The sequence below is a fragment of the Methylophaga sp. OBS4 genome (assembly GCF_026319305.1).
Lineage (GTDB): Bacteria > Pseudomonadota > Gammaproteobacteria > Nitrosococcales > Methylophagaceae > Methylophaga.
Genome location: NZ_JAPDMV010000004.1, coordinates 51,895 through 71,502, shown reverse-complemented (window position 1 = coordinate 71,502; position 19,608 = coordinate 51,895). Strand labels below are relative to the sequence as shown.

The window sequence follows — 19,608 nt, the reverse complement described above, 5'->3', positions numbered from 1 at the left end:
AATGAGGAAGTTATGCAAAAAAACCAGGGCATCAAGCGTTTGTTTCATGCGGCCATTTATTCCTGGCAGGGACTGCTCTCGGCTCTTAAATACGAAGAAGCGTTCCGCCAGGAATTTATCGCTTTTATCCTGCTCAGCAGTTTCAGTTTTTTTCTCGATGTTACTGCGATAGAAAGATTAGCCATGATCAGCAGTCTGATGCTGGTCATGATTGTGGAAATCCTTAATTCCGCGATAGAAACGGTGGTGGATCGCGTCAGCACTGATCGCCACAAACTCTCTGGCCGGGCCAAAGACTACGGCTCATTCGCGGTGCTGATGACTATCTTTATTGCCATCGCAACCTGGCTGATTATCATTTTGAAGTGACCCGCGAACGGGCTGTCAGCAGCAGATACAAACCCAGCAGAATCATCGGCAGACATAATACCTGTCCCATCGTGAGCCAACCGAAAGCCAGATAACCGTATTGCGGATCCGGAATCCGGACAAATTCAACCAGAAAGCGAAAACTGCCATAACCGAGCAAAAACAGACCGGAAACAGCCCCCAACGGTCTGGGTTTGGCTGAAAACCACCAGATGATGATAAATAACAACACACCTTCCAGCGCCGCTTCATAAAGCTGAGATGGATGGCGGGGTAAGGGGCCGGCACCGGGAAACACCATCGCCCAGGGCACATCACTGACTCTGCCCCATAACTCACCATTGATAAAATTACCGATACGGCCCAGCATCAACCCTATCGGCACCATCGGTGCAATAAAATCACTGACTTCAAAAAATATTTTGCCCGTCTTACGGCCAAAAAACCAGAAAGCGGTCAGTACCCCCAACAAACCACCATGAAAAGACATGCCGCCCTGCCAGATTTTCAACAGCTTGAGGGGGTTATCAAGATGGGCGGGCAAATCATAAAATAATGCATACCCCAGGCGACCGCCGATAATGACCCCGATAGCGCCATAAAACAGCAAATCTTCCAATTGCGAATTTTGCCAGTCATGGTGCTTCTTGGCCCGATATCGGCCCAACAACCAGACAGCAGCAAAACCAAACAGATACATCAGCCCGTACCAGTGAATTTGCAAAGGCCCCAGGCTAATAGCAACAGGATCGATATTCGGATAATTCATTTAGCGTTCTCAAAAATTAAACACCGTCATGATAGCAAGTAAACCATGACTAATCTTAGCGCCTGTTTATAAATCACAGCGGAGAAATGTTTGTACGGGACAAGGCACACTACATTGTTGGCTTACGTCAAATCAGGGGATGACAGTAGCGACCATGCACCAACAGGTGTTAAAGCAGGAGCACAGGAGGTGCACCACTTTGGAACATGACCGGCTTTGTTTTGCACCAAAATAACGCCATCCAGTGCTATCAGATATAGCAAATGTGTGCTATATCACTGTTTTATAAAAACTTTGAAAGTTGGCATAGTATCTGCCTCCATTGTTGCAGTCTGAATACAAAGTGTTGCAAAAGACCAACGCATGAATTCAATAGGGCTAAACAACAATATAAACCGAGGAGTAACAACCATGAATTTAAGTAAGATTTCAGCGCTTTGCTTTGCAGCAACGACTCTGTTTGCTGCTTCATCAGCGATGGCCTGGGAAAGTGCAGACGGTGCTCATTCAACCAGCGCCAGCGTTGCACTGGGTTCTGATTACATGTGGCGTGGTTATTCACAAACCGATAACGAACCAGCTATTTCTGGTAGCTTTGACTACGGCCACAGCAGTGGTTTCTATGCGGGTACCTGGGCATCAAACGTTGATTTTGCTCTCGGTGATGACCAGGCACACATCGAAGTAGACGTTTATGCTGGTTTTGCTAACGAAATCGGCGACACCGGTATCGGTTATGACCTCGGTGTTCTGCGCTTCATCTACCCGGGCACAGATGGCGGTGACTGGAACGAAGTCTATGGTTCTTTGAGCTACAGTTATTTCAGCATCGGCGTAGCGCATTCTAGTGATGTATATGGTTCTAGTGAAAAAGGCACCTACTACTCAGCTGGTTTTGACTACGACCTGCCATATGGTCTGGCATTGAGTGCCGGCCTCGGTTATTACGACTATGACGAAGATGTTTTCGGCCCTGATGCAGAAGACAGTGCGACCGACTACCGTATTGGTTTGTCTAAAGAGTTCGTCGGCTTCGGCTTCGACCTGACATATACCGATACTGACAGTGATGGTGAAGAGCTTTATGGTGATAACATCGCTGATGGTAGGTTGGTTTTTACAGTATCTAAATCAATGTAACTTCTCTTTATTACCCTCTCGAGGTCGAGAGGGTAATCTTTTCTACAGAAGGAAATTTGCTTATGAAACAAGTTGTAGCGATTATCAAGCCCTTCAAGCTTGATGATGTCCGGGAGTCGCTCTCCGAAATCGGCGTGCAAGGCTTGACCGTTTCAGAGGTGAAAGGTTTTGGACGTCAGAAAGGCCACACCGAGCTGTACCGTGGTGCCGAGTATGTCGTTGACTTCCTGCCTAAACTGAAACTGGAAATTGCCGTCGATGATGACATCGTCGAACAAGTTATCGAAGCCATTATCAAAGGTGCCAATACCGGCAAGATTGGTGACGGTAAGATCTTTGTTTACCCATTAGAGCAGGTGGTTCGGATTCGCACTGGCGAAACCGGTCCTGATGCCCTGTAAGCTTGAGGAGTAGATAATATGGAAAATCAAATCTTCCAACTCCAGTATGCCATGGACACTTTTTACTTCTTGGTAATGGGTGCCCTTGTCATGTGGATGGCGGCAGGCTTCTCGATGCTTGAGGCAGGTCTGGTCCGTGCAAAAAATACCACTGAAATCCTGACCAAGAACGTGATGCTGTTTGCGATTGCCTGTACAGCGTATCTCGTTGTTGGTTATGACATCATGTACGATGGCGGTCTGTTCCTGGCCGGTATTGACGGCGGTGACACACTGGTTGCCGATGCATTGGCAGCTTCTGCAGAAGCAGGCTTTGAAGGCGGTTCAGTGTACGCTGCGGCTTCCGACTTCTTCTTCCAGGTTGTATTTGTTGCTACGGCAATGTCTATCGTATCCGGTGCGGTTGCAGAACGTATGAAGCTGTGGTCTTTTGCTGCTTTTGCCGTTGTAATGACCGCGTTCATCTATCCTATGGAAGGTGCCTGGACCTGGGGCGGTGCTGAAGTATTCGGTCTGTACTCTCTCGGTGATCTTGGCTTCCTCGATTTTGCCGGTTCCGGTATCGTTCATATGGCCGGTGCCGCAGCGGCATTAGCCGGTGTGATGCTGCTCGGCGCACGTAAAGGTAAATACGGCCCTAACGGTGAAATCCACCCGATTCCCGGTGCTAACCTGCCTATGGCAACTTTAGGTACCTTTATCCTGTGGATGGGCTGGTTCGGTTTCAACGGCGGTTCCGTATTGAAACTGGGTGATATGGCCAGCGCCAACGCCGTTGCAATGGTATTCCTGAACACTAACGCCGCAGCAGCAGGTGGTGTGATTGCCGCCCTGATTGCCGCCAAGTTGATGTTTGGTAAAGCGGATCTGACCATGATCCTGAATGGTGCATTGGCCGGTCTGGTTGCCATCACTGCAGGTCCTGATACCCCAACACCTCTGATGGCTACGATTATCGGTGCCATTGGTGGTGTGATTGTTGTGTTTTCAATTGTCTTCCTAGACAAATTGAAAATTGACGATCCAGTCGGTGCTATCTCGGTTCACGGTACGGTCGGTCTTTGGGGTCTGTTAGCCGTACCATTGACGAATGGTGATGCCAGCTTCCTGGCTCAGCTGATCGGTGCTGCCACCATCTTTATCTGGGTATTTGTTACCAGCTTCATTGTCTGGTCTATCCTGAAACTCGTCATGGGCATCCGTGTCACTGAAGAAGAAGAGTATCAAGGTGTCGACTATGTGGAATGTGGTTTGGAAGCCTATCCGGAGTTCACTGACAGCGGAAAATAAACCTTAGTTTTACTGCATACTCCATTAAGGGCAGGTCTCACGACCTGCCCTCTTTTTTATCTCCTGAAACTGCTGGCGTTCGCTGAAACAGGCCCTAGAGATGATACTGAGCGCTGTGTTTATGTACTGATTCAACCAAACGAGCCATATTGTCCGGGTTCACAGTCGGATGAATGCCATGGCCCAGGTTGAATACATGTCCGCTGCCATGACCGTAAGCAGCGAGGATAGTAGCGACTTCCTGTTCTACGCGATCAGCTGATGCATATAAAACGCAAGGATCCATATTGCCTTGCAACGCGACTTTATCGCCCACTCGCTGACGCGCCTGTGCGATATCAGTTGTCCAGTCCAAACCCAGAGCATTGACTCCGGTGTCAGCCATCAACTCAAGCCACTGGCCACCACCCTTGGTAAACAGGGTAACCGGCACGGTGCGGCCTTCTGCTTCGCGTTGCAGACCCGCCACAATCTTTTGCATATAAGCCAGTGAGAATGTCTGATAATTCGCCGGGCTCAAGCTGCCTCCCCAGGTATCAAACAACATGATAGCCTGGGCGCCGGCATTGATTTGAGCATTCAGATAGGCAATGACCGAATCTGCCAGCACGCCAAGCAACGCATGCATTTGCTCAGGCGCATCAAACATCATGCCTTTTATTTTGGCAAAGTCCTTACTGGAACCGCCTTCAACCATATAACAAGCCAAAGTCCAGGGGCTGCCACTAAAACCTATCAGCGGCACTTTACCATCCAGTTCTCTGCGAGTCAGCCTGATGGCGTCCATCACGTACCCCAGACTGTCTTCCATATCAGGCACCGTCAACCGGGCAATATCAGCAGCACTACGGATGGTTTTGGAAAACCTGGGGCCTTCGCCAGTAACAAAATGCAGACCCAGGCCCATGGCATCCGGCACAGTCAGAATATCGGAGAAGATAATCGCGGCATCAAGATCATAACGTCGCAGCGGCTGTAACGTTACTTCACAAGCCATGTCCGGCGTACTGCACAATGTCATAAAATCGCCGGCTTTGGCCCGTACTTCCCGGTACTCAGGCAAATAACGGCCGGCCTGACGCATCACCCAGACAGGTGTTTTGTCTACCGGTTGTTTCAATAAAGCCCGCAGATATCGATCGTTTTTTAACTCAGCCACAGATTCACCTTAAAATGACGCGCCGGAATGGCTATATTCGGATACAAAAAAGGCTTGATCATACAGGAATGATTATCCATGTATGAAAAAGCCTTAAAGAGCAATGTTTATAATCTAGGTCAAACGTCGAGAAAGTCGAGAATTCCTTCGGCAGCCTGACGACCTTCCCAAACCGCGGTGACAACCAAATCGGAACCACGCACCATATCGCCACCAGCGAAAATTTTCGGGTTGGTGGTCTGGAAAGCACAACCGCCATCAGCCGGCGCCACAACACGGCCACCATCGTCAATGCTGATATTAAACTCCGTAAACCAGGGAGCAGGGCTGGGACGGAAACCAAAGGCAATAACGACAGCATCGGCCGGGATGATCTCTTCACTGCCAGGCACCGGTTCAGGACGACGACGTCCACGTTCATCCGGTTCGCCCAAAGCAGTCGTAACAACTTTAACGCCTTCTACTTTGCCATTACCGACGATTTCGACAGGTTGACGGTTCCACAGGAACTGAACACCTTCTTCGCGGGCATTGTTCACTTCACGGCGTGAACCAGGCATATTTTCTTCATCACGGCGATAAGCACAGACCACACTGGCAGCGCCCTGACGAATAGCTGTACGGTTACAGTCCATTGCGGTATCACCACCACCCAGTACGACGACTTTCTTGCCTTCCAGGTTGACATAATTGTCGGACGCCATTTCCAGCAGGAATTTATTGTTAGCAACCAGATATGGCAAGGCTTCATAAACCCCTGGCAAATCTTCACCCGGAAAACCGCCTTTCATGTAAGTGTAAGTGCCCATACCCAGGAATACGGCATCATACTCATCAATCAATGACTGAAAATCAACGTCCTTACCGACATCCGTGTTGAGTCTGAACTCAACGCCCATGCCTTCCAGCACTTCACGACGGCGTTTAACCACGGCTTTTTCCAGTTTGAATTCGGGAATACCGAATGTCAGCAGGCCGCCGATTTCAGGATAACGGTCAAACACTATCGCTTTGACACCATTACGCACCAGGATATCGGCCGCACCCAGACCAGCAGGCCCTGCACCAATCACGGCAACACGCTTACCGGTATCGACCACATTGGACAGATCAGGGCGCCAGCCCTGCTCCAGTGCAGTATCAGCAATATACTTTTCAACCGAACCGATAGTAACAGCACCAAAACCGTCATTCAGGGTACAGGCCCCTTCACAAAGCCGATCCTGAGGACAGACACGACCACAGATTTCAGGCAGTGTATTGGTTTGATGAGACAGTTCGGCCGCCTGTTCCAAATTACCTTCGCCAACCAGCTTCAACCAGTTGGGAATGTAGTTGTGAACCGGACATTTCCATTCACAATAAGGGTTACCGCATTCCAGACACCGATCCGACTGCTCTGCAGCAGAATCAGCCTCAAATTCACCGTAAATCTCGCCAAATTCCTTGACACGTTCTTTGGCGTCCAGTTTTTTGGGGTCGACACGGCCTACATCTAAAAATTGAAAAGTATTTTTTGTCATGGTTGTTATTTAGTTTTGCACTGCGTCCGTTTATGCCGCTTTGGTAGCGAGTTTCAACAACCCGTCCATCGCCGCTGCTTTTGGTTTCACTAACCAGAACTGCTGCAGACGCTGTTCAAACGCATCCAGCAGTTGGTGTGCCCAGGCGCTGCCTGTCTCGCGAACATGATCTTCAATCATGCCTTTAAGGTATAACGCCAGTTCGGACATTTCAGCAGTATCAATTTTGACCAGCTCAACCAGTTCCTGATTGTAACGCGCCGCAAAGGTATCCTCGCTGTCGAGCACAAAGGCCAGACCGCCTGTCATACCGGCTCCGAAGTTGAGCCCGGTTTCACCCAGAACAGCAACCACACCGCCGGTCATATATTCACAGCCATGATCGCCCACACCTTCCACCACGGCCATGGCTCCCGAGTTACGGACGGCAAAGCGTTCACCGGCGCGGCCTGCGGCATACAAAGCACCGCCGGTGGCACCATAGAGACAGGTATTGCCAATGATGCTGGCTTTTTGTGATTCAAACTCGCTGTCGGGTGATGGATAAATCACCAGTTTGCCATCAGCCATACTTTTACCGACATAGTCGTTAGCATCACCTTCCAGGTACATTTCCAGACCGCCGGCGTTGAACACACCGAAGCTCTGACCAGCAGAACCCTTCAGTTTCAGGCGAATCGGCCTGTCAGCCATACCGTAGTTGCCGTAAACCCTGGCGATTTCACCGGACAAGCGTGCACCGATAGAACGATTAATGTTACGAATATCGTAGCTGAATTCACCGCCGGTTTTGTTGGCGATGCTGGCTTTAATATCCGCTACCATTTTTTCGGCCAGCTCACCTTTATCGTAAGGCTCGTTTTTAGGCTCAAGACAGAATTGTGGCTTGTCAGCTGGCACACCCGCATCAGACAGCAGCGGCTGTAAATTCAGTCGCTGTTGTTTGCTGGTTTCACCCGGTAACAGTTCCAATAGATCAGTACGACCAATCAGATCCTGCAGACTGGCAACGCCCAGCGCCGCCAACCATTCCTGCGTTTCACGGGCAACGAACTGGAAGTAGTTCATCACCATTTGCGGCAAGCCGATAAAGTGCTGGGTACGCAGTTTTTCGTTTTGAGTTGCAACACCGGTCGCACAGTTGTTCAGATGACAGATCCGCAGGTATTTACAACCCAGAGCCACCATCGGCCCGGTACCGAAGCCAAAGCTTTCCGCGCCCAGAATAGCGGCTTTCACCACGTCCATCCCGGTTTTCAGCCCCCCATCTGTCTGCAGGCGGACTTTGTCACGCAAGTCATTAGCACGCAAGGTCTGGTGTGCTTCACTCAATCCCAGCTCCCATGGACCGCCGGCATATTTAACCGAGGTCAGCGGGCTGGCTCCGGTGCCGCCGTCATAACCGGAAATGGTAATCAAGTCGGCATAGGCTTTTGCGACACCGGCCGCAACGGTACCGACACCGGCTTGTGATACCAGCTTGACCGAGACCAAAGCCTGCGGATTAACTTGTTTCAAATCAAAAATCAGCTGCGCCAGATCTTCAATCGAATAAATATCGTGATGCGGTGGCGGTGAAATCAGCGTTACCCCCGGTATGGAATGACGCAGACTGGCAATCATCTGATTAACCTTACCGCCCGGCAGCTGACCGCCTTCACCTGGTTTTGCACCTTGAGCCACTTTGATCTGCAAGACTTCTGCATTCACCAGATAGTGTGGAGTGACGCCAAAACGACCGGAGGCGACTTGTTTGATCTTGGAGACACGTTCATTACCGAAACGATCCGGATCTTCGCCGCCTTCACCGGAGTTAGAGCGGCCGCCGAGACGGTTCATCGCGATAGCCAATGCTTCATGTGCTTCCGGCGACAATGCACCCAGCGACATACCCGCACTGTCAAAGCGTTTCAGAATATGACTGACGTCTTCAACCTCATTCAGCGCCAACGGTTTGTCTGCCAGCTTCAGTTTCATCAGGTCGCGCAACACCATCGGTGAACGCTCATTAACCAAAGACGCATACTCTTTGTAGTGATCGTAACTGCCGCCCTGAACCGCTTTTTGCAAAGAGCCGATCACATCCGGGTTGTATGCGTGGTACTCACCGCCATGGATGAATTTCAGCAAGCCGCCTTGCGCACGTTTTTTACGTTGGTTCCAGGCCAGTTTTGCCAGTTTCTCATCATCTGCCTGCAGATCCTCAAAACTGGTACCGTTCACACGGCTGGTAGTTGCGGTAAAGCATTTATCCACTACGCCGTCATTGAGGCCGACAATTTCAAACAATTGCGCTCCGCGGTAGCTGGCAACCGTGGAAATACCCATTTTCGATGTGATTTTAAACAAGCCCTTGTTGATACCTTTACGGTAACGCTGGCAAAGCTCAGGGCGCTTGATATCTTTGATCTCACCGGAGGTAATCATGTTGTACAGACACGCATAGGCCAGGTACGGATAAATACCTGTTGCACCATAACCCAGCAGCACACCGAAGTGATGCGGGTCACGGGCAGTCGCGGTTTCAACAATCAGGTTGGCATCACAGCGCAGTCCTGCCTGAATCAGGCGCTGATGCACCGCACCGGTGGCAAGTAACGCATGAATCGGCAAGGTACCGAGTTCGATATTGCGGTCGCTCAATACCAGTACCACAACACCGCTTGCAACCGCTTCTACGGCTTTATCACACAAAGCATCAATCGCAGCTTCCAAACCTGTTTCCGGCTTGTAGTTCAGCGACAAGGTGATCGATTTGTATTCCGGATTATGCTCACCCAAAGCTATCAATTGACGGAACTTGCTCTCAGACAACACCGGGGAGTCAACCACCACGCGTTGCGCATGGCTTTCATCCTCTTCAAACATATTGCGCTCTTCACCGAAACAGGTTTCCAGCGACATCACAATATTTTCACGCAGCGGGTCAATCGGTGGATTGGTTACCTGGGCAAATTGCTGACGAAAGTAGTCATACAGAGAACGGACATGCCGAGACATGACCGGGAACGGGGTATCGTCGCCCATCGAACCAACCGCTTCCTGGCCGGCCTCACCTAAAACACGAATGACCTGGTCACGTTCTTCAAAAGAAATATTGAACAGCTTTTCGTAAACTGCATACTCGTCGCCCTCAAGCGTTGGACCGGTCTCATCATCTTCGCTGTCTTTGATACGCTGCAGATTATTATCCAGCCACTGCCGATATGGCTGGGCGGATTTCAGCATATTGTCGATATCTTCCGGCATCAACAGTTCGCCGGTCTGGGTATCAACAGCCAGCATTTGACCTGGTTTCAGACGGCCTTTGGCAATCACATCTTCCGGATTGTAGCCATATACCCCAACCTCAGAGGCCAGGGTAATATGGCGATCTTTGGTGATAATGTAGCGGGCAGGACGCAGACCGTTACGATCCAGAGTACAGGCGGCATAACGACCATCGGTCATTACCACGCCGGCAGGCCCATCCCAGGGTTCCATATGCATGGAGTTATAGTCGTAAAATGCTTTCAGATCCTCATCCATGGTCGGATCATTCTGCCATGCAGGTGGTATCAGCAGACGCATCGCGCGGAACATACTGATACCGCCGGCCAGCAGTAGCGATTCCAGCATGTTATCCATACTGGATGAGTCAGATCCGGTTGTGCTCGCCAGCGGACGGATATCGTCCATATTTTCAATCAATGAAGAAGCAAACTTGGCACCACGGGCCAGTGCCCAGTTACGGTTACCTTGCACCGTGTTTATTTCACCATTGTGCGCCAGATAGCGGAAAGGCTGTGCCAGACGCCACTGTGGCCAGGTATTGGTAGAAAAACGCTGATGGAATACCACAATAGAGGTTTGCATGCGTTTGTCATGCAAGTCTTTATAAAACACCGGCAGATACGAAGGCATCACCAGGCCTTTGTACGACACCACATGAGAAGACAGGCTGGGAATATAAAAATCGTCGTCATCGGTGACCGTTTTTTCAGCCAGCCGACGGGCGATATAGAGATGACGCTCGAAATCGGCTTCGCTCATACCTGCTGCGGCGTTAACAAAGACCTGACGCATCACCGGCAGCGAATTCAACGCCTGTTCACCACAGGCTGTATCAGGATCAACCGGCACATCGCGCCAACCCAGTATTTCCAGACCTTGTCCGCTGAGTTTGTCAGTGACAATATCCTGGGCTGTTTTGGCTTTAGCCTTATCCTGAGACAGGAACACCATGCCAACCGCATATAAGGACGATAACGCGTAACCCTGCTCTTCAGCAATGGCTTTAAAGAAGCTGTCGGGCTTTTTCATAAGCAAACCACAACCGTCACCGGTTTTGCCATCGGCGCCAATGGCACCACGATGGGTCAGGTTACCCAAAGCTTCAATTGCGGTTTCGATCAGCCAATGGCTGGGTTTGTCGTCCATCTGAGCGATCAGACCGAAACCACAGTTGTCTCTTTCAAATTGTGGCCGGTAAAGGCCTTGGTTCATTTCTGTTGGCTGACTCACGTCACATACCTTCATAATATTAGTTAGCGCCGTCGCTGCTCCCCCGTCGGGTTACCGGCGATATTTGCGTTTATCGTCGAGGAGCGTTGACCAAAATACGGTAGAAAGGATCAACAAGTATAACGATTGATACCGTGCCATTCAATTATTCCGTCATTATTGAGACTGATTCCTCAGCGTTAAATTTTCCTATTTTCAATAAAATAGCTAAAATGCACTGTTTTTCAAATAAAGCAACGGAACGATCATGGATAAACCATTAGTCGGTGTCGTCATGGGCAGCAACAGTGACTGGCCTGTGATGCAAAAAGCCGTCGAACAACTGGAAGCCTTTGGTATCAACTATGAAGCCAAGGTAGTGTCGGCACATCGCACCCCGGATTTGCTTACTGAGTATGCGCAAACAGCCCGGCAACGCGGCCTGTCCTGCATCATCGCCGGCGCTGGTGGTGCCGCACATTTACCGGGCATGCTGGCTGCCAGCACGATCGTCCCGGTGTTGGGTGTGCCTGTGCCTTCAAAATATCTGCAAGGCCAGGACTCGTTGCTGTCCATTGTACAAATGCCCAAAGGCGTGCCAGTAGCCACTTTTGCCATTGGCGAAGCGGGCGCCGTCAATGCTGCCTTGTTCGCCATTGCTCAGCTTGCTACTCAGGATGCGGCTTTATCCGTCAAGCTTGAACAGTTCCGCAAAGACCAGTATCAATCTGTGCTGGAGATGACACTCCCACCACAATAATACAACGATAAAGATACTGATTGCTCAAATTTTGATTATAGAACAGGGCAGGCCGTTCAGTCACGGAATGGCTCACGCAAAGAGGTTATGATGAATACGCAGATTTTACCGGGAGCCACTTTAGGTATGTTAGGCGGTGGTCAGCTCGGCCGTATGTTTACCACGGCAGCCCAGACCATGGGTTATAAAGTCGTGGTGTTTGACCCCGACCCTCAAAGTCCTGCCGGCGTGATCGCCGAACAGCATATCTGCGCCAAATACGACAATGAAAAAGCACTGGAAAAATTGGCTCAATCATGTGACGCCATCACTACCGAATTTGAGAACATACCGGCTGCTACGCTGGCTTTTCTGGAACAGAAGACAATCGTACATCCGTCATCAAAGGCTCTCGCCACCACTCAGAACCGCAACGTCGAAAAAGCATTTATTGCATCTCTGGGTATTCCAACCGTGCCTTTTGCAGCGATTCACGATGTTGACGATATTGCCGCTGCCGAACAAACGATTCAATTCCCGGCGATTTTAAAAGTTGCCACTTTCGGTTATGACGGCAAAGGTCAGGTGGTATGTCAGTCTTTGCAAGAGGTTTACCAGGCTTTTGATGCGTTGGGTAATGTCGAATGTGTATTGGAACAACGCATTGATCTGGAGCGGGAAATATCTGTCGTACTGGCCAGAAGCACATCTGGTATGGTTACCAACTTTCCGGTGGCCGAAAACGTCCATATCAACGGTATTCTGCACACCACTACCGTGCCAAGCGGCGTGCCGGTTGAACAGGCACAACAAGCCTTGCAAATGGCCGATAAAATTGCCGAAGGTCTCGACTATGTCGGTACCATGGCGGTAGAGTTTTTTGTTTCGACATCCGGCGAGATTATTGCCAATGAGATCGCACCACGCCCTCACAATTCCGGCCACTATACCGTAGATGCCTGCCATACCTCACAGTTCGAACAACAAGTCAGGATGCTGTGCGGCCTGCCTTCCGGCAATTGCGATCTGATTTCACCGGTGGTAATGGTTAATCTGCTTGGTGATGTCTGGGGCAGCAGTGTTCCGCATTGGAATACCCTGCTTGTCCACCCCAATATCAAACTGCACCTGTACGGCAAACAAGAAGCCCGCCCTGGCCGTAAAATGGGGCATTTCAATATACTGGCTAATAACACACAACAGGCTATGGAACTGGCAGAAAAAGCTTTCCAGTCGCTACAATCCGATTAATAGAGTCAAATGAACAAGATAACCATCACTTACTGCACTCAATGCCGCTGGTTGCTTCGCGCAGGGTGGATGGCACAGGAACTGCTGACCACCTTTGACGGTGAAGTGGATGAGCTGACCCTCAAACCCGGCAGCGGCGGCGTTTTTGAAGTGACCGCCAATGACAAACTGGTGTGGTCACGCAAAAATGAAGGGCGCTTTCCGGAAATTACCGAGCTTAAACAACGGGTCAGAGACGTGATCGCTCCGGAGCGGGATCTCGGACATGCTGATCGCAAACCCGAACCATAAACACCTAGGCGCTTTCAATCTTTTCCGTAAAACCGCATTCTTTTTGCGGGCAAACTTTTTCGGTGCCTTTGCTTTTGGTGGTTTTGATGGTCAAAATAGGCCAGCTGCAATTCGGACACGCTTCAGCTACCGGTTCATTCCAGATCGCATAATCACACGACGGGTATTCGGAACAGGAATAAAACACTTTGCCACGACGTGACTTACGGGTCAGGATTTCACCTTTATGGCATTTGGGACACTCAACACCGGTATTAGTCGGTTGCTCCAGAGATTCGATATGTTTGCATTTTGGATAGCTTGAACAACCGATGAATTTGCCGTATTTGCCGGTGCGGATCCACAAATCAGATTCACATTTCGGACATTTACGTCCTTCGACTACTTCAGGTTCGTTATTGGTGTTCTCTTCGCCATTAATATTTCGGGTGTAATCGCACTCCGGATAACCGGTACAACCAATAAAGCGCCCGCTCCGCCCCAAACGGCTGGAAAGCTTTTTACCACATTTCGGACAGTCCTCATCCAGAAGTTCCTGGGTCACGTCACTGCGCTGGACCTCTTTGTCTTTGGTTTCTACCTGTTCCTTGAACGGCCCCCAGAAATTGCGTAACAGCGGAATCCATTCTTCTTCACCGCGGGCAACCGCATCGAGTTCATCTTCCAGCTTGGCAGTAAAATCATAGTCGACATACTTGGTGAAGTGTTCGACCAGGAATTTGCCCACCACACGACCGACATCGGTGGGGTGGAAACGTTTGGTCACCAACTCAACATACTCACGCTGCAACAGGGTAGAAATAATACTGGCATAAGTCGATGGACGGCCGATATCGTGCTCTTCCAGACTGCGCACCAGGCTGGCTTCACTGTAACGCGGTGGCGGCTCGGTAAAATGCTGTTCAGGCCGGATAGCTTTGAGATCGACGATCTGTCCCACTTCCATCGGCGGCAGCAGGTTCTCATCTTTATCTGTTTTAGCAGTATCGTCCTTACCTTCCAGATACACACTCATAAAACCGGGATTCACGACGGTAGAACCATTGGCTCTGAAGGTATTGCCACTGCCACAGCCCAGATCCACGGCAACGGTATTCAGGGTTGCGTGCACCATCTGACAGGCCACTGTGCGTTGCCAAATCAGGGTATAGAGTTTGAGCTGATCGACGGGCAGGTAGGCTTTCATCTCTTCCGGCGTACGCATCGCTGAAGTGGGGCGTATCGCTTCGTGCGCTTCCTGAGCGTTTTTGGATTTGGTTTTGTATTGCTGCGGCTTGCCCGGCACCATCTGTTTGCCATATTTCTCGGCAATAAAGCTGCGGATTTCCTCCACGGCTTCAGCCGCCAGCGTGACCGAGTCCGTACGCATATAGGTGATCAAACCGACAGCACCTTCACCAGTATCCACCCCTTCATATAACTGCTGGGCCACACTCATGGTGCGTTGCGCGCCAAAACCCAGCTTACGCGAAGCTTCCTGCTGCAAGGTCGAGGTAGTAAAAGGCGCGGCCGGATTGCGTTTGCGTTGTTTTTTGTCAACGCTGGTAACCAGCAATTTACCCTGAGCAGCTTTATTGAGCTTAGCCACCACTTCGGCAGACTGATCAGCATTATCGACACTGAACTGGCTGAGTTTTGTGCCTTCAAAATGCGTCAGCTTGGCCTGAAAGGCTTTATCTTCCGCCGCCGCATCGGCTTCGATGGTCCAGTATTCCCTGGGGGTAAAAGCTTCAATTTCCAGTTCACGTTCGACGATCATGCGTAAAGCCGGACTCTGCACCCGGCCCGCGGAAAGCCCGCGCCGGACTTTTTTCCACAATAACGGTGACAGCGTAAACCCCACCAGATAATCAAGTGCACGTCGCGCCTGCTGCGCGTTGACCATATCCATAGATAAGTCTCGCGGATGGGCGACCGCATCGTTGACTGCTTGTTTGGTGATTTCATGAAAGACAACGCGATAGGTTTCTTTGTCTTTCAAAACGCCGCGCTTTTTCAACAATTCGTAGAGATGCCAGGAAATGGCCTCTCCCTCGCGATCCGGATCCGTTGCCAGATAGAGGGCATCGGCTTTTTTCATCGCCTTAGCAATGGCGTCGACATGTTTGCTGTTACGATCGATAATTTGATACTTCATCGCAAAGTCATTAGCCGGATCGACAGCGCCTTCTTTGGGCAGCAAATCCCGAACATGGCCATAAGAAGCCAGCACTTCGACATCTTTTCCCAGATATTTTTTGATGGTCTTCGCCTTGGCAGGCGATTCGACGATGACTAATTTCTTTCCCATATTCTCCAGTACCAAAAACCAGCGTATTAAACAACAAAGCCCGCATTACACGGGCAGAGTTTTGAGCAGTCTGTTTTTCGCTGTGTCAGTGAACAACAGCCTCCAGGTCTTCAAACACCAGATCTTCCATCCAGGCAAAAGCAACTTCCCTGCCGGGCTGGTAGAAAAGTACCATCAAGATCACCCATTTGAGCTGATCCAGGTCGATTTCTTCCGTATCCAGCGCCATGACCCGTTCGATCACAACTTCACGCGTTTCGACATCCAAAACGCCGACCTGTTCCAGAAACAGCAGATAACCACGGCTTTCAACGTCAAGTCTTTCCTTTTCCACTTCACTGAATACCCGCATGGTCGCATGCCGCTTGAGCGGCATATCCGCCACAACAGTCATATTTTCAAGCCATTCCAACGCTTTGTGAATTTCCAGTTCCTGAAAACCGACTTGTTCCAGTTCCAGTTCCAACACATCGTTATCGGGCTTATCACTGTCTTCTGTGTCGATGTAGTTTTCAAACAGATACAACAACACATCAATTACATTTTCTTTCATTCGTTTCTCTTTATAAGCCTGGTTCAGGAACCCGTTCGTACATAACGTCCGCCCGGCAATGACTCAACCTCACCTTGTAACTCTAGTAATAACAGCATGGATGAAACGACATCAGCCGTCAATCCGCTATTTTCAATCAACTTATCTACAGGGACAGGGTCATATCCCAAATATTCAAACAGAATCCGGTAATCGCTATCTTTTTCATGACTGACCGAGAAATCTGCCAGATCAACTGCCAAAGGTTTCCTTACCCCGGCCAGTGCGCTCAGCTCTTCAATAATATCATCCGCTGTTTCCACCAGCTTCGCCCCTTCTCGAATAAGCTGATGACAACCACGGGACAATGGATTATGAATAGACCCTGGTATCGCAAACACTTCTCTACTCTGCTCCATCGCCATTCTGGCCGTGATCAGAGAACCGCTTTTCAATGCAGCCTCCACTATCAACGTGCCCAACGACAGGCCGCTGATAATACGATTACGTCTGGGAAACAGCTCCGCTCGTGGTGTTGTGCCTAAAGGGAATTCAGAGACTATAGCGCCATTGGCGGCAATATCATGTGCTAACTGGCGATGTTGCGCCGGATACACCCGATCCAACCCGGTTGCCACCACAGCGATGGTTTTACCACCTGCGGCCAATGCGCCTTTGTGCGCGGCACCATCAATCCCCATTGCCAGACCACTGGTCACGGTGAGACCACCACCAGCAAGGTAGCGGGCAAAATCAAAAGCGGTATCGCGTCCTGATGCAGAAGGATTACGACTACCGACGATCGCCAGTTGCCATTCTGATAACAAGCTGGCATCACCCTGGACATACAATACACAAGGCGGATCACTGATCTGCCGCAGCAGTTCAGGATAGTGCGGATCATGCAGGGTAATAACCGTTCGGTTCTCAGCCTCCAGCCAGGCCAAATCGCGTTCGACCTGTTGCCAGTCAGGCTGATAAAGCGCTTCTTGTACAGATTGGCTCAGGCCGTTGATACGGCCCGGCTTGTCCAGAATGCGTTGAGGATCGCCAAACTGTTCCAGCAGTCTGGCATAAGTCGCAGGCCCCACTCCCGGAATTCGTTGCAGGGCAATCCAACAAGCCAGCGATTTTTGCTTGTCAGGAATATTATCCAGAAGCAAGTCCTTTTATGGGGCGCTGTTCACTTTGTCGTAAAGGTGAATCGCACGGGTTGCTTTCATTACAATGGCATAACTGACTTTTTCATACAGTTTGAACACCATTGCCTCACCCGCATGCTCATCAGGCAGTGTGACCGTATCCTTACGATCTGCTGTCACTTGATCCTCGATAGTTTCACCCGCCTGGAATACGGATAAAACATGTCCGGATTCAAGCCCGTCCCGTGTGCCCAGGTTCAGTACCACAATCTGATATTGACCGACCTGCGACACACCATCAAACACAGAAATGATCCGGCCATGCAGGTCTTGCTCCGGAGAACGCGGAATAAAATTAAGATCAAAGTCCTCCTCTTCCACTTCCAGCAAGCGGTCACCGATCTGTACTTCGCGATTGGTATAAGTCAAATCCATTTTGGCCGGATCGCCTGCCGCAGCCAGGCTGGCATCCCCCGTATAAATAGCTTCATAACCCAGGACTTCGTTAGTCTCCGGATCAACATAGACCTCGCCGCCGTGGAAAACACTGTAAGTTTCTGCTTGATTTTCATTGATACCACGGGCGTAAACATAATCGCCTGAGCCGGAAATCAGTCTCTCATCAGCACTGGCCACCACGTAAGGCGCGGTTTCCATAACTTCGGCACCGACTACTCTCGGTTTGGTCAGGAAAGGCCTTATCGCTGACAATGGGATGGTCGGAATCGCTTTGTCCAGCATGGTCTCACGCACTTGTGGAGACAGTTTGACAGTACGCTTGCCACGACTGAGTTCCAACATCGGCTGACCATCACGATAAACCAGCGTGAGTTCGTCTCCGGGATAAATCAGGTGTGGGTTTTCAATTTGGGGATTGACGTACCAGATATCGGGCCAGTGCCAGGGATACCTGAGAAACATGCCCGAAATATCCCACAAGGTGTCACCTTTAACAACGGTATAACGTTGTGGATGATCAGGGTTGAGTTCGACTTCATTTGCCACCAGCGGCAAGCTTAACAATACAAAAAACAGACTAAAGACAATGCGTCGTATCATTGAAATATCCTCATGGGCATAAACGTTACCCTGATCCCAGTATTGAGTAACAGTGGATATAGTGTGTTATAAGCGTAAACACTTATCAAGTTATTAGGCAACTAATAACGATAAAAACTGTCATATACCAACGATTTGGTTTACATTATCAGCACTATACATGGCATTATATTACTGCATCTGGAAAGGAGTAACGTTATGAAATCTATTGCTATCACCCTGCTGAGCATCGCTACATTAATAACAGCACCCACGGCCATGGCTGCGGGCGACGTTGAAGCCGGCAAAGCTAAAGCCGGTATTTGTGCAGCCTGTCATGGCGCCAACGGTATTGCTACCATACCTGCTTATCCCAACCTGGCCGGGCAAAATGAAGCTTATCTGGTTTCAGCATTAAAAGCATACCGCAGCAAAGAACGCCAAGGAGGCATGGCATCGCTGATGCAGCAACAGGCTGCCAATCTGTCCGATGAAGACATCGATAATCTGGCTGCTTATTTTGCCAGCTTGAAATAAGCTTGTTGCAGAATCGGTCAGCGGGCGGCCTCTGGCCGCCTTTTTATTAACAGCAACATTTCTCAAGCTTGCTTATCCGCATTACAATAAAAATATTCTGAACTTGCATTGCTCTTAAATCAGAGCAAACACACAGGTACTACCATGGCTATTTTGAATATTCTTCATTTCCCGGATCCCCGCTTACGCAAAAAAGCGGAGCCGATCGCCGAAGTAACGGATGATATCCGCCAGCTCGCTGAAGATATGCTGGAAACCATGTATGACGCACCCGGGATCGGCCTCGCTGCCAATCAGGTTGATATACAACGGCGTATCATCGTTATCGACATCTCTGAGGATAAAAGTGACCCGCTGGTGCTTATCAATCCGGAAATTCTTTATAAAGAAGGTGAACGAGAGTTTGAAGAAGGCTGCTTGTCTGTACCCGAAGCTTACGAAGCTGTGATTCGTGCCGACAAGGTCAAAGTCAAAGCGGTTAACCTGCAAGGCGAAGATATCGAATTTGATGCTGAGGGCTTGCTTGCCACCTGCGTTCAGCATGAGATCGATCACCTGGATGGTAAACTCTTTATCGACTACCTCAGCAATCTGAAGCGACAGCGCATCAGAAAACGTCTGGAAAAACACCAAAAACAAAAACTGTAAGGATCGT

General features: G+C 50.0%; 17 protein-coding genes. 9 read left to right on the top strand and 8 right to left on the bottom strand.

The window, feature by feature from the left end:
- Positions 1-12: 12 nt before the first annotated feature.
- Positions 13-369: a diacylglycerol kinase gene (locus tag OMP95_RS01900; RefSeq protein ID WP_266325345.1), complete on the top strand. Its 357-nt coding sequence runs from the start codon at positions 13-15 to the stop codon at positions 367-369.
- On the opposite strand, the gene lgt is transcribed toward OMP95_RS01900, so the two are convergent.
- A complete protein-coding gene (lgt, locus tag OMP95_RS01895) occupies positions 356-1,138 on the bottom strand; it encodes a prolipoprotein diacylglyceryl transferase (protein ID WP_266325343.1) in 783 nt (260 codons plus the stop codon). The two genes, OMP95_RS01900 and lgt, sit on opposite strands and share 14 nt — an antisense overlap.
- A gap of 411 nt (positions 1,139-1,549) precedes the next feature.
- Here lgt and OMP95_RS01890 point away from each other — a divergent pair, with 411 nt between their 5' ends.
- The 3 genes from OMP95_RS01890 to OMP95_RS01880 all read left to right on the top strand — a co-directional run bounded on the left by OMP95_RS01890 (position 1,550) and on the right by OMP95_RS01880 (position 3,969).
- Positions 1,550-2,278 (top strand): TorF family putative porin, encoded by a 729-nt coding sequence (locus OMP95_RS01890; RefSeq protein ID WP_266325341.1) that lies wholly within the window; start codon positions 1,550-1,552, stop codon positions 2,276-2,278.
- Positions 2,279-2,340: 62 nt separating this feature from the next.
- Positions 2,341-2,679: a P-II family nitrogen regulator gene (locus tag OMP95_RS01885; protein ID WP_007144177.1), complete on the top strand. Its 339-nt coding sequence runs from the start codon at positions 2,341-2,343 to the stop codon at positions 2,677-2,679.
- A gap of 18 nt (positions 2,680-2,697) precedes the next feature.
- Positions 2,698-3,969: an ammonium transporter gene (locus OMP95_RS01880; RefSeq protein WP_266325339.1), complete on the top strand. Its 1,272-nt coding sequence runs from the start codon at positions 2,698-2,700 to the stop codon at positions 3,967-3,969.
- A 94-nt stretch (positions 3,970-4,063) separates the two neighbouring features.
- Here OMP95_RS01880 and hemE read toward each other — a convergent pair whose 3' ends face one another.
- The 3 genes from hemE to gltB all read right to left on the bottom strand — a co-directional run bounded on the left by hemE (position 4,064) and on the right by gltB (position 11,169).
- Positions 4,064-5,128, bottom strand: coding sequence for a uroporphyrinogen decarboxylase (hemE, locus tag OMP95_RS01875; protein ID WP_266325337.1), 1,065 nt, complete (start codon positions 5,126-5,128; stop codon positions 4,064-4,066).
- 119 nt (positions 5,129-5,247) lie between these two features.
- Positions 5,248-6,651: an FAD-dependent oxidoreductase gene (locus OMP95_RS01870; protein ID WP_266325335.1), complete on the bottom strand. Its 1,404-nt coding sequence runs from the start codon at positions 6,649-6,651 to the stop codon at positions 5,248-5,250.
- 30 nt (positions 6,652-6,681) lie between these two features.
- Complete coding sequence (gene gltB / locus OMP95_RS01865) at positions 6,682-11,169, bottom strand: glutamate synthase large subunit (protein WP_266325333.1); 4,488 nt, start codon at positions 11,167-11,169, stop codon at positions 6,682-6,684.
- Positions 11,170-11,401: 232 nt separating this feature from the next.
- Between gltB and purE the strand changes: the two genes are divergently transcribed.
- The 3 genes from purE to OMP95_RS01850 all read left to right on the top strand — a co-directional run bounded on the left by purE (position 11,402) and on the right by OMP95_RS01850 (position 13,414).
- Entirely contained in the window at positions 11,402-11,893 is a 492-nt protein-coding gene (purE, locus tag OMP95_RS01860; RefSeq protein ID WP_266325331.1) for a 5-(carboxyamino)imidazole ribonucleotide mutase, read from the top strand.
- Positions 11,894-11,983: 90 nt separating this feature from the next.
- Positions 11,984-13,123, top strand: a complete 1,140-nt coding sequence (locus OMP95_RS01855; RefSeq protein ID WP_416234623.1) for a 5-(carboxyamino)imidazole ribonucleotide synthase — start codon at positions 11,984-11,986, stop codon at positions 13,121-13,123.
- Between the two features lie 9 nt (positions 13,124-13,132).
- On the top strand, positions 13,133-13,414 hold the full coding sequence (locus tag OMP95_RS01850; protein ID WP_266325329.1) for a SelT/SelW/SelH family protein: 282 nt from the start codon (positions 13,133-13,135) through the stop codon (positions 13,412-13,414).
- A gap of 4 nt (positions 13,415-13,418) precedes the next feature.
- Here OMP95_RS01850 and topA read toward each other — a convergent pair whose 3' ends face one another.
- The 4 genes from topA to OMP95_RS01830 all read right to left on the bottom strand — a co-directional run bounded on the left by topA (position 13,419) and on the right by OMP95_RS01830 (position 18,437).
- Positions 13,419-15,704, bottom strand: coding sequence for a type I DNA topoisomerase (gene topA, locus OMP95_RS01845; protein WP_266325327.1), 2,286 nt, complete (start codon positions 15,702-15,704; stop codon positions 13,419-13,421).
- Between the two features lie 85 nt (positions 15,705-15,789).
- Positions 15,790-16,257 carry a DUF494 family protein gene (locus OMP95_RS01840; RefSeq protein WP_266325325.1) on the bottom strand — a complete coding sequence of 156 codons (468 nt, stop codon included), beginning with the start codon at positions 16,255-16,257 and terminating at the stop codon, positions 15,790-15,792.
- Between the two features lie 23 nt (positions 16,258-16,280).
- Entirely contained in the window at positions 16,281-17,399 is a 1,119-nt protein-coding gene (dprA, locus tag OMP95_RS01835; protein WP_266325323.1) for a DNA-processing protein DprA, read from the bottom strand.
- A gap of 6 nt (positions 17,400-17,405) precedes the next feature.
- A complete protein-coding gene (locus tag OMP95_RS01830; RefSeq protein ID WP_266325321.1) occupies positions 17,406-18,437 on the bottom strand; it encodes a LysM peptidoglycan-binding domain-containing protein in 1,032 nt (343 codons plus the stop codon).
- Positions 18,438-18,635: 198 nt separating this feature from the next.
- On the opposite strand from OMP95_RS01830, the gene OMP95_RS01825 reads away from it, so the two are divergent.
- Entirely contained in the window at positions 18,636-18,953 is a 318-nt protein-coding gene (locus OMP95_RS01825) for a c-type cytochrome (RefSeq protein WP_266325319.1), read from the top strand.
- Between the two features lie 144 nt (positions 18,954-19,097).
- A complete protein-coding gene (def, locus tag OMP95_RS01820; protein ID WP_266325317.1) occupies positions 19,098-19,601 on the top strand; it encodes a peptide deformylase in 504 nt (167 codons plus the stop codon).
- Positions 19,602-19,608 lie beyond the last annotated feature (7 nt).